9 protein-coding genes are annotated in these 9635 nt (G+C 44.0%); 5 read left to right on the top strand and 4 right to left on the bottom strand.

Features of this window, described 5'->3' with window-relative positions:
* Positions 1 to 3015, top strand: a complete 3015-nt coding sequence (locus tag QZ918_RS11285) for a hypothetical protein (RefSeq protein WP_293334762.1) — start codon at positions 1 to 3, stop codon at positions 3013 to 3015.
* 33 nt (positions 3016 to 3048) lie between these two features.
* A complete protein-coding gene (locus QZ918_RS11280; protein WP_293334759.1) occupies positions 3049 to 3507 on the top strand; it encodes a peroxiredoxin in 459 nt (152 codons plus the stop codon).
* A gap of 148 nt (positions 3508 to 3655) precedes the next feature.
* Here QZ918_RS11280 and hpf read toward each other — a convergent pair whose 3' ends face one another.
* Positions 3656 to 4309 carry a ribosome hibernation-promoting factor, HPF/YfiA family gene (gene hpf / locus QZ918_RS11275; protein ID WP_293149866.1) on the bottom strand — a complete coding sequence of 218 codons (654 nt, stop codon included), beginning with the start codon at positions 4307 to 4309 and terminating at the stop codon, positions 3656 to 3658.
* 151 nt (positions 4310 to 4460) lie between these two features.
* Between hpf and lipB the strand changes: the two genes are divergently transcribed.
* Positions 4461 to 5243: a lipoyl(octanoyl) transferase LipB gene (gene lipB / locus QZ918_RS11270; protein WP_293334756.1), complete on the top strand. Its 783-nt coding sequence runs from the start codon at positions 4461 to 4463 to the stop codon at positions 5241 to 5243.
* 104 nt (positions 5244 to 5347) lie between these two features.
* Here the strand turns inward: lipB and QZ918_RS11265 are convergent, their stop codons facing one another.
* Both QZ918_RS11265 and QZ918_RS11260 read right to left on the bottom strand, forming a co-directional pair.
* The gene (locus QZ918_RS11265) at positions 5348 to 5899 is read right to left on the bottom strand and encodes a single-stranded DNA-binding protein (RefSeq protein WP_293334753.1); all 552 of its coding nucleotides are present in this window, start codon (positions 5897 to 5899) and stop codon (positions 5348 to 5350) included.
* Positions 5900 to 6167: 268 nt separating this feature from the next.
* Positions 6168 to 8711: a mannose-1-phosphate guanyltransferase gene (locus QZ918_RS11260; protein WP_293334750.1), complete on the bottom strand. Its 2544-nt coding sequence runs from the start codon at positions 8709 to 8711 to the stop codon at positions 6168 to 6170.
* An 89-nt stretch (positions 8712 to 8800) separates the two neighbouring features.
* On the opposite strand from QZ918_RS11260, the gene QZ918_RS11255 reads away from it, so the two are divergent.
* Positions 8801 to 8941, top strand: coding sequence for a hypothetical protein (locus QZ918_RS11255; protein ID WP_293334747.1), 141 nt, complete (start codon positions 8801 to 8803; stop codon positions 8939 to 8941).
* A gap of 72 nt (positions 8942 to 9013) precedes the next feature.
* Here QZ918_RS11255 and QZ918_RS11250 read toward each other — a convergent pair whose 3' ends face one another.
* Entirely contained in the window at positions 9014 to 9298 is a 285-nt protein-coding gene (locus tag QZ918_RS11250; protein WP_293334744.1) for a hypothetical protein, read from the bottom strand.
* Positions 9299 to 9317: 19 nt separating this feature from the next.
* On the opposite strand from QZ918_RS11250, the gene QZ918_RS11245 reads away from it, so the two are divergent.
* Positions 9318 to 9515, top strand: a complete 198-nt coding sequence (locus QZ918_RS11245; protein ID WP_293149854.1) for a hypothetical protein — start codon at positions 9318 to 9320, stop codon at positions 9513 to 9515.
* The last annotated feature ends 120 nt before the right edge of the window (positions 9516 to 9635 follow it).

The following is a 9635-nucleotide window of genomic DNA, read 5'->3' as shown; positions in this document are numbered from 1 at the left end:
GTGAACGTTTTAAGATTAGATGATAGCGATTTAGTCACGGTAGATTATGGCGATTTGCTGGACAAAATTTTAGAAGTTTTGCAGGGAAATAACCCGTTTAGCATTTCGGGCGATCGCAAACGTTTGCTAATAGATATTGACACAGTTGCTAATCAAGTCGCTACTTGCAAAGAAGTACAAAATCCTTTGGGTAATTGCGAACATCAAGCAGATTATGCTACGGTGAATTTCTTACCAGAAGTTGAGGTGCGCTTTCGGAGTCAAGTTAGGGAAATTGAGGCTTGTTTGCGCCAAAAATTACAATCTGTTTTGGGAGATAGTGTTACAATTGACCAATTTGTAGTTAGTTTAATTAGTCCGCTAGAGTCTTTTAAAGGTAAAGGGACTCAGTTAGGTTTAAGGTATGATTTTGATAATTTGTATAAAGATTTGCAGAAACAGAAATTGAGTTTGGAATGCTTAGATTCTACTTCTGATTCGCTGCTGAAGTTTCATAAAGTAACTATTTCTATCCGCAATGTAGATATTTTTGAAGAAGAATTGCAAGCAGGTTTAAAGAGTTATATTGCTGAAAAAACTGGAAATCAAGAGGAGAAGGAAGAACTTAATTTCCTGCTTGATGAAATGGTGCAAAATGAAACTTCTGATTTTCACCGACTGGTGCGAGTTGTGGATCGGGAAACTCTGGGACAACTGAAAAAAGAAGCTAAAATTACTTACTTGGAGTATCTTTTAGAAAATATTGATTCAACTACAGAAAATAGGCGCGGTTTGATTTATCTCCAAGATTTAATTCGGCGTTTGAGGTTAATAGAAGGATATATCAGTGATACCAATAAAGCTGATGGCGATTACTTGGTTAGCTATCAGAAAACTCCGGTTAATTACAAAGATATGTTTTCGCGATCGGAAGCTTTCGATTATTTACCAATCGTTCCGATTATAGCAGGTAGTCTGGGAGAAACTACGGATGATGCTGGGGGCGATCGCCAATTTATTTTTGGCCTCAAACTCAAGTTTGGCAATCCTGTACAATCCCGTGGAGGCGATCGCGTATTCGACTACTATCTAAATTTGTTAAATCCCGATAGCCAGGAACATCTCGCCGCCTTGGAGGAACCAGCCAATCATGAAACCTTCTTCCGCAAGGTACTAAAAATAGCATTTTTGTACTATTTTGTGTTTGCCTCTCGCAGCAATCCACTAGCGCCAAATTACGACACTGACTCTGAACTTAATTATAACCCGATCGCTGGCTTTGAGCAAAATGTAGTTTCCATATTGCAAGGTTCTGATGAGGATGCCAAAAAAGAGCTTTTTCGCAATTTTATCCAAGGATTTGAGAAGTTTAACATCGCTTATAAAATCAACTGTCTCAAGCAATTGCTGCAAAAATCAATCTTAGATAAAACTATTTTATCACCTCGCACAGAATCGCGGCAGATCCTGATTAAAAAAGGTCTACTTGAAAATATAGATCGTACCTTGACAACCGGAAAATTTTTCAAGGAGGTTGTGGGGCGAAATCCGAAAGAAACACTTCAGTATATTTCTGTGGAAAAATCGAATATTAATCAGAGATCAATTTGTCAATTTCCGGTCAATATTCAGATTGAAGATGTTCGATATTTCCCAACTGATGAATCCCAAAGTTTCAGCATGGAATATAATATCAAAGGTATTCAGGCTTTACCAGTGTTTTGGATTCCTAAAGCCGATCGCTCTAGAGATGTTTTTTATAAAAGTTTTCCGCATAAATCCGTCGTTTTTCCCTACAACAACCGACGTTTAGACAGCAATGGAGGCTTGCAAAGACAAGCAACGTTTGTTTACAAGTTTGCTATTTCGCTGATGTCATATATTGCCCTCAAAATCTTATTACAAAAATTACCCAATAATTTATTTGTGCCGATGGTAAGACTTCACGAAGGCTACCACGAAAATCCTTCCCCTTCGGAAAAGTTTATCGGACATTTTTCTAAGGTATTATGTCACATTTTGAGCGAAAAACATCGAGCCAATTCCCAAGGATTTCGCATTCGGGGCGATAAGTATCATTTGACAGCTAAAAATGGTTTGAGTTCCCTATATTCAATCTTACCTAAAAAGTTTCGATTTAATAATGTACAGTTATCTCCAGAATTGGATAATTTAGCGATTATTACAGTATCGACTAGGGATAGCGATGGGAAAAATGGCGGGAGGCGCGATCGCCGAAAAGCCTGTTTATTTGGCGAAGTCACCGGAATTAGATGCTATGAAGATGAGACTATTCAGGTGGGAATGCTGAAAACTTTCTCGGAAAACTATAGCCTTCAGCATCTTTATAGTCAGCCGTTAATTCTGGCAGATATTGTCAGTCAGTTATATAATCGAGGCTATCGAAATTTTCTATATATGTCTCAAGCACCTTATACGAATACGCTGCATATTACTCAAAATGATGGAGATGATAAGTTATTTTTTATGTCGAAAGATATCATCCGAGTTTTGAAAGGAGAGCGGGAAGATGTTAGGATTTATCCAGTATTTTTTGATAAATATTATGTACATAGTCCCAAACAGCATCGAGGAGAATCTTTTTATATTCAAGATACAGCCGAGCTTGCAGATTTGTTCGCGGATAGGAGGAAACAAGCTGTTGTATTTTTTAATCTGTTTAACGGGATTAAAGTTGAACAAGGGGATAAGAACTTTTATAATGGAGCGATCTCCTATTCGACGCTATTGAATATTTATGAAGGTATTCTTGACGATGAAGATATTCGTCAAGGTTTGATTTATGATGGTATAATTAAAGATACTTTGCTACACTATTTGACAATATTTCACTTTTATCGGTACGAAGCTCGTCAAAAAATCAGTCTTAAGTTAGATCCGTTCGATCGCATTATTGGCGATAATTCAGTCGGTGTTTTATCTGAATTCAGTCACGCTGGTGGTAGTGCTACTTTTAATTCCCTGGCTTTTTTGAATAAGGTAAGAGAAGTATTAAGCGTAACTGAGACTGTATAATAATCAACAAACAAAAAACTCACTGGCAAAAATATGACTGTCAAAGTAGGAGATACTGCACCAGATTTCACCTTAACCTCGCAAACTGGCTCATCAGTCAGTCTCAAGGATTTTAAAGGCAAAAAAAATGTCATCGTCTACTTCTATCCCAAAGATGACACGCCCGGATGTACTGCGGAAGCTTGCGCTTTTCGTGATAGTTATGAAGTTTTCAAAGATGCAGGTGCAGAAGTAATTGGGATTAGCGATGATTCTCAGCAGTCTCATGAGAAATTCGCCACCAAATATCAATTACCTTTCACATTGTTGAGCGATGCTGGCAATAAAGTGCGGCAATTGTACGGGGTTCCAGCTACCATGTGGATTATGCCCGGTAGAGTCACTTACGTCATTGATAAGCAAGGTGTTGTCAAGCATATTTTTGACTCGATGTTGGATTTTAAGGCGCACGTTTCGGAATCTCTCAAAACTTTGGAAAGTATTAAAAGTTAGATATGATTGGATCGGAATGATTTAACCACAGAGAGCGCAGAGAACACAGAGGAAGAGTGAGACAGAGACAAAGCAAGGACTGAAGTCCTCACTACGAACCTTTGGTTTGTAGTAAGGACTTTAGTCCTCTATTGCTGATAGCAATTATCTAACCTTTTGCTGCAACTGATTTTTCAGGTGCTGCGCTTTCGGCAGTTTTGCCATTTTTGCTATGCCCGTTACCGTTGGCATTTCGTGGTTGGATAACTCCATAGCCGCCGTGAGTCTTGCGTTGGTAGAGTACGTTAATTTCGCCTGTTTCCGCATTACGGAACATATAGAAATCGTGATCGATAATCTCTAATTGTTCCAAGGCTTCTTGCACAGTCATCGGAGGCATGGCAAAATACTTTGTCCTGACTACCTCGGCTGGAAGTTCGGGAGTTCGATCGCCAATCAAATCTGCTACTACAGGATGTTCTTCAACTGCCGTAACTGTTTTGACACTACTCTGGGTCTTGTTGTCGTGGCGTTTTTCCTTAAATTTCCGCAGTTGACGAGCTATCTTGTCTGCTACCAAATCGATGCTAGCATACAGGCTTTCCGTGCTTTCCTCAGCCCGAATCACGCTGCCGTTAGCATAAATAGTCACCTCAGCAGTCTGCTTAGGATTGATCCTGGGGTTACGAGCCACCGATAGATGGATATCCACTTCCGTCGTCAAAGTTTGAAAATGGCTGACTGCCTTTTCAACCTTTTGATTTACGTACTCGCGAATCGCATCGGTGATTTCTATATTTTTACCCTGGATAACAAGCTTCATAGAGCTCCCTCCCTTCTCTAACGTGGGTATAGTTTATACAGTAGCACTATGTATTCTAGAAAACACTTATCTTCCAAATCTTTTTTCATATGTTGACAATTCTTGATTTTAACTGCGTAAATATTCCGTAAAAACACTGTTGATTTTTTTCATGATTTCCCCTGTCATTCCTCAACCTGCGATCCCTGAACCGTGCTTGTTCTTCGATTGGGGACAAGTACCCTACTCCCAAGCTTGGGAAATCCAGCAAAAACTGGTGCAAGAACGCCGGGACAATCCAGATTTGCCTGATGTGCTGATTTTGCTGGAACATCCGCCTGTTTACACTTTGGGGCTGGGATCGAAGTTGGAATTTCTGAAGTTCGATCCAAGCCAAACTCATGCGGAGTTGCACCGAGTTGAGCGGGGCGGTGAGGTGACTTACCATTGTCCGGGCCAGTTGGTGGGCTATCCGATTTTAAATTTGCGCCGCCACCAGCAGGATTTGCACTGGTATTTGCGACAGTTGGAGGAAGTGCTGTTGAGTGTGTTGGAAGTTTTCGGGCTGAAGGGTTCGCGGGTTCCGGGAATGACTGGGGTTTGGGTGGATGGGTGCAAGGTGGGTGCGATCGGGATTAAAGTCAGTCGCTGGATTACTATGCACGGTTTTGCTTTGAATGTTTGCCCGGATCTGTCAGGTTTTGGGCAAATTGTACCTTGCGGGATTCCCGATCGACCGGTTGGCAGTTTAGAGCAATTTATACCGGGAATTGAACTCTATCGAGTTAGGGCGATCGTTGTTGCTGAGTTTGCTCGCGTTTTTGGGGTGGAAATTGTGCGATCGGATCGGGAAATTGTGCGATCGGATCAAACGGCGGTTGAAACCGCGTCTACAAAAACGAGGACGGCGGTTGAAACCGCGTCTACAAAAACGAAGTCTGCCTCCGCAGACTGAAGAAAAGAACGTAAATTTAACCACCCGTTTTTCAACCCGCGGAGGCGGGTTTTGTCTGTGTAGATGCGGTTTCAACCGCCGTCGGATCTATTCGCCGTCGGATCTTAAAACGGAATCGGATCGTAATCTGGATTGTCAGCTTCGTTTGAGGAACCAGACTTGCGATCGGACTCAGAAGACTGATGCGAGTTCCAATCAGAACTAGACGGGCGGTTAGCAGGGGCTGGAGCGTTGTTAGAACTGCGACCTCGGGAACTCATGGGAACCACATTGCTCGGCACATTAGCCGGGGCGGTATCGCGAATTTGAGCGGGTTCGGGGGCGGTTCTAGCTGCGGGTGCAGCGCTCATCGCATCGGCGCCGAGAGTGTAAATTCTTTGGGCTGTCAGTTCAGCGCGCTTTTCTTTCATACCATCTCTGTCGATCGTATTCATACCCAGCCGCCCTTCAATAATCACGCGATCGCCCTCGCGATATTTTTCGTGAATTTCTTGAGCTAAATTGCCCCATCCTATCACTTTCAAATGTTCTGGCGGATCTTCAGGTCTCGACCCTGGAAACTGCACCAGCATCTCAGCAATTGGAACTTGATTGTCTGGAGTATAACGGAGTTGCGGTGGTTGAATTATTTCCGCCATTAAAATGCAGCTATTCATAACTTAAATGGGAATTGGGCATTGGGAATTGGGCAAACAGGGCAAACAGGGCATTGGGCATTGGTTATTAGTTGTTAGTTGTTAGTTGTTAGTTGTTAGTTATTAGTTATTAGTTGTTAGTTGTTAGTTGTTAGTTATTAGTTGTTAGTTGTTAGTTTTTGGTGATTGATTATAATCAATCACCGATTAGTAATAACCAATTCCATAACCAATAACCAATAACCAATAACCAATAACCAGTAACCAATAACAACCAACAAATAACCAATTAACCATTCCCAAATTTATCTTGTCGAACCGCCGCCTCGCTTTGGGTCACAAAATCGTGAACGAGGGCGCGGTACTCTTTCAAAGTTTCGGATACCCAATCTCTGTCCTCGCTGTTGGCGAAGATATGAACGGTGGGTTCGCTAGCATCGGGCAAAACTAATACCCAATTGTCGTCGCTGTAGTTAAAAATCTTCACTCCATCTATTAATTCTAAACGATCGGGCGAATGAGTTTCTACCAAATGCCGCATGAGCGAACCTTTTACCGTCCAAGGACAGCGGACGCTGTAACTGCGGTGGGTGACGCGGGGAAGTTCCGCTTTGATCTGTCCGAGCGATCGCTCCTGAATCGTCATCATTTCTATCACTTTAGCAATGCAGAACATTCCGTCAAACCCCGGATGCAATTGCGGGAAAATAAAACCCATATTGCCGCTACCGCCCAAAACCACATTCGGGTTCCTGTTAGAGGCTTCCATCAATGCACTTGGGTTTGCCTTAGTGCGGATTACCTTGCTTTGATAGCGGCGGGCGATCGCCTCCACCGCAGAAGAGGCATTCACCGGTACTACTACTGTACCTCTGGGATGGGAAGTCAGCATCAAATTTACCATCAGCGCCGTCAGCATTTCCCCACGAATCGCTATTCCCGACTCGTCTACCAAAATGAGCTGTTCGCCGTTCGCCGACACCTGCACGCCAAAATTAGCGCTGAGTGCTTTTACCACCCGGCCGAGTTGGTCGAGCAAATATTCCCGTTCTCCGTTGCTCAGAGAAGTCTGCTTGAGACTGGCATTGAGTACCACCGCATCACAGCCGAATTTGGCGAGCATTTGCGGCAGAATTGCTCCGGAAACCGCGTAAACGTAATCGATCACTACCTTAGAATTGCTGTAGCGAATTGCCTCAACATTCATCTGCCGCTCAAACATCCGGTTGTAAACGTCGAGTGCTTGGTTAAAGTACGACATATCTCCAATTTCAGGAATCAGAGCCCTACGCAAATCTTCCTTAAAATAAGCGCCCTCGATTTTTTTCTCCGCAGCTTTAGTGATATTGATGCCTTTGATATCGAAGAATTCAATTAAAATGTGGTCGGAGCGATCGGGCGAAATCCGAACGTGAATGCCACCAGCAATTGAGATCGTAGACGAAACCGTGCGCGCGATCGGAATTGCCGTCGATTCCAAATTGACCACATTAATTCCTACCGACATCAAACCCGCAATCAAAGATCTCGAAACCATCCGCGAAATACTGCGCTGATCCCGAGAAACCGATACCGAAGCCCCTGGTTTCAATGTTGAGCCGTAAGCCGCGCCCAATTTCACGGCAAATTCCGGGGTAATATCCACATTGGCCAGTCCTTGAACGCCCCGCTGGCCGAACAAATTCCGTTTAGCTTGTTCTCCCCAAATTAAATTTTGATTCAACAGAGCGCCGGATTCAATATTTTTGCTCGGCCAGACTCGCACGGAAGGGCCGATTTGCGCCTCTTCTCCGACAATGGACATCGAACCGACTACAGCACCTTCGAGGACGTGGGCGCGCCTGTCTACGCGGGTACTGCGGCAAATCACGCAGGCCCTGAGATGAGCATCTTCGCCGATAATTGCTCCATTCCAGACGATCGGACGTTTGATGTTAGCGTCAGCCCCGACGGTCACATTATCTCCGATGACTGAACCCGCGTTAATTTTGACTCGGGCTCCAATTCGGCAATTGTTGCCGATCATGGCAGGTACTTCGACGATCGCGCTATCGTCAATAAAAGTATTTTGACCTACCCAAAGTCCCGATCGAACTTCGTCGTAGTAACTCAGATCCAGATTGACCTTTCCCCGCAGCGCGTCGTACTGAGCTTCCCGGTAAACATCCAACTGGCCCACATCGCACCAGTAACCCTCCGCGATGTAACCGTACATCGGCTCGTTTTTTTCCAACAGCAGCGGAAACAAGTCTTTCGAGAAGTCGCACTCTTGATTTGCCGGCAGGTAGTCCAATACTTCCGGTTCTAAAATGTAAGTGCCGGTATTGACGGTATCGGAGAAAATTTCGCTGCTAGAAGGCTTTTCCAGAAAGCGACTGATCCGGTGATTTTCTTCCGTAATTACTACCCCGAATTCCATTGGGTTGGGAACGCGAGTTAAAATTAACGTAGCTTTAGATTTATTGCTGCGGTGAAATTTGATAGCTTCTGTCAAGTCGAAGTCTGTGATGCTATCGCCGCTGATGACCAGAAAAGTTCGATCGAGCAATTCCGCAATATTTTTGACACAACCAGCCGTACCCAGCGGTTGGTCTTCCTCCACAGCGTAGGTCATTTGAACGCCAAAGTCAGCACCGTCAGTAAAATATTCGCGCATGACATCGGGAAGGTAGTGCAGCGTCGCAATAATTTCCGTAATATTGTGCCTTTTTAGCAAATTGATAATGTGTTCTGCGATCGGGCGATTCAGAATCGGCACCATCGGTTTGGGTAAATCGCACGTCAGGGGTCTGAGCCTCGTTCCCGACCCCCCAGCCATCAGCACAGCACGCATAAACAATCCTCCTTACTTAGAAACCTCTCTACCGTTATTGTCCGCTAGAAAAAGCTTGCCTGCTGTAACCTGTGGGGTACTAACTATCAGTGTTAATTATCTTTGAGTTATCCCACGTCTCAGAAATCCAGGAAGGAGAAGCCGTCGCCCAACAGCCACCGATTTCAACTTTTGGGTGGAAGCTGAGAAATAGCGCGATCGAACTCCGATTTGTAGGGAATGTTGCGTAAATCCTCCATCTTGCACCCTGAAAGGTATCTTCTTGGCTTTTATAGCAACCGCACCCGACGACTGAAGCATTCTTAATTGCTAAAACCCTTGCTGAATATTGCTTCTTGTTTTTTCCTTCCTCCTTCTGCCTTCTGCCTTCTGCCTTCTGCCTTCTTCCTTCTGCCTTCTTCCTTCTTCCTTCTTCCTTCTTCCTTCTTCCTTCTTCCTTCTGCTATATTTTTCAGTCTGTGGCGATCGGGGATTTTCAAGTCTCTAGCTGAAGGTAGAATTACAAGGGCGTATCTCTGCACCAGAGCAGTTGAAAAATGATAGATTAAGAATAGCGATACAGGCTCGCTGACCAAAAATCCAATCACTCGCTTAGGGGGTTATTTAATGGAACCGTTAATTGGATTAGTGTTGCTAGTCGCTTACGGCGGCGGTATTTGGAAATTTTGGAATGGTTTCGATCGCACTAATTTCGACAGAAGTTTTGCAAATAAGCTGAAACTGTCGCTGCTGTGGCCCGCGTTAATTTTTAATAAGCCTTACCGTCAAAACTTTACAAAAGCACTCAAAGGCTCTAGAAGTTGACACTCTCCGCTCTAAAGAGACGGGGATTCTTTCATCACAGGGAGCCTAGTAGCTTTACCCTCTGAAAGCATCTTGACGGTATGCCCTACCGCTGCAAGCCCACGCTGGACTACTACCTGC

Source organism: Microcoleus sp. CAWBG58, assembly GCF_020883045.1.
GTDB lineage: Bacteria > Cyanobacteriota > Cyanobacteriia > Cyanobacteriales > Microcoleaceae > Microcoleus.
This window is presented reverse-complemented; position numbering and strand designations above follow the sequence as displayed.

Bases quoted from the DNA above. Each gene is read 5' to 3' on its own strand.
- QZ918_RS11280 (WP_293334759.1), top strand. From the start codon at position 3,049: ATGACTGTCAAAGTAGGAGATACTGCACCAGATTTCACCTTAACCTCG.
- hpf (WP_293149866.1), bottom strand. From the start codon at position 4,309: ATGAAGCTTGTTATCCAGGGTAAAAATATAGAAATCACCGATGCGATT.
- lipB (WP_293334756.1), top strand. From the start codon at position 4,461: ATGATTTCCCCTGTCATTCCTCAACCTGCGATCCCTGAACCGTGCTTG.
- QZ918_RS11265 (WP_293334753.1), bottom strand. From the start codon at position 5,899: ATGAATAGCTGCATTTTAATGGCGGAAATAATTCAACCACCGCAACTC.
- QZ918_RS11260 (WP_293334750.1), bottom strand. From the start codon at position 8,711: ATGCGTGCTGTGCTGATGGCTGGGGGGTCGGGAACGAGGCTCAGACCC.
- QZ918_RS11245 (WP_293149854.1), top strand. From the start codon at position 9,318: ATGGAACCGTTAATTGGATTAGTGTTGCTAGTCGCTTACGGCGGCGGT.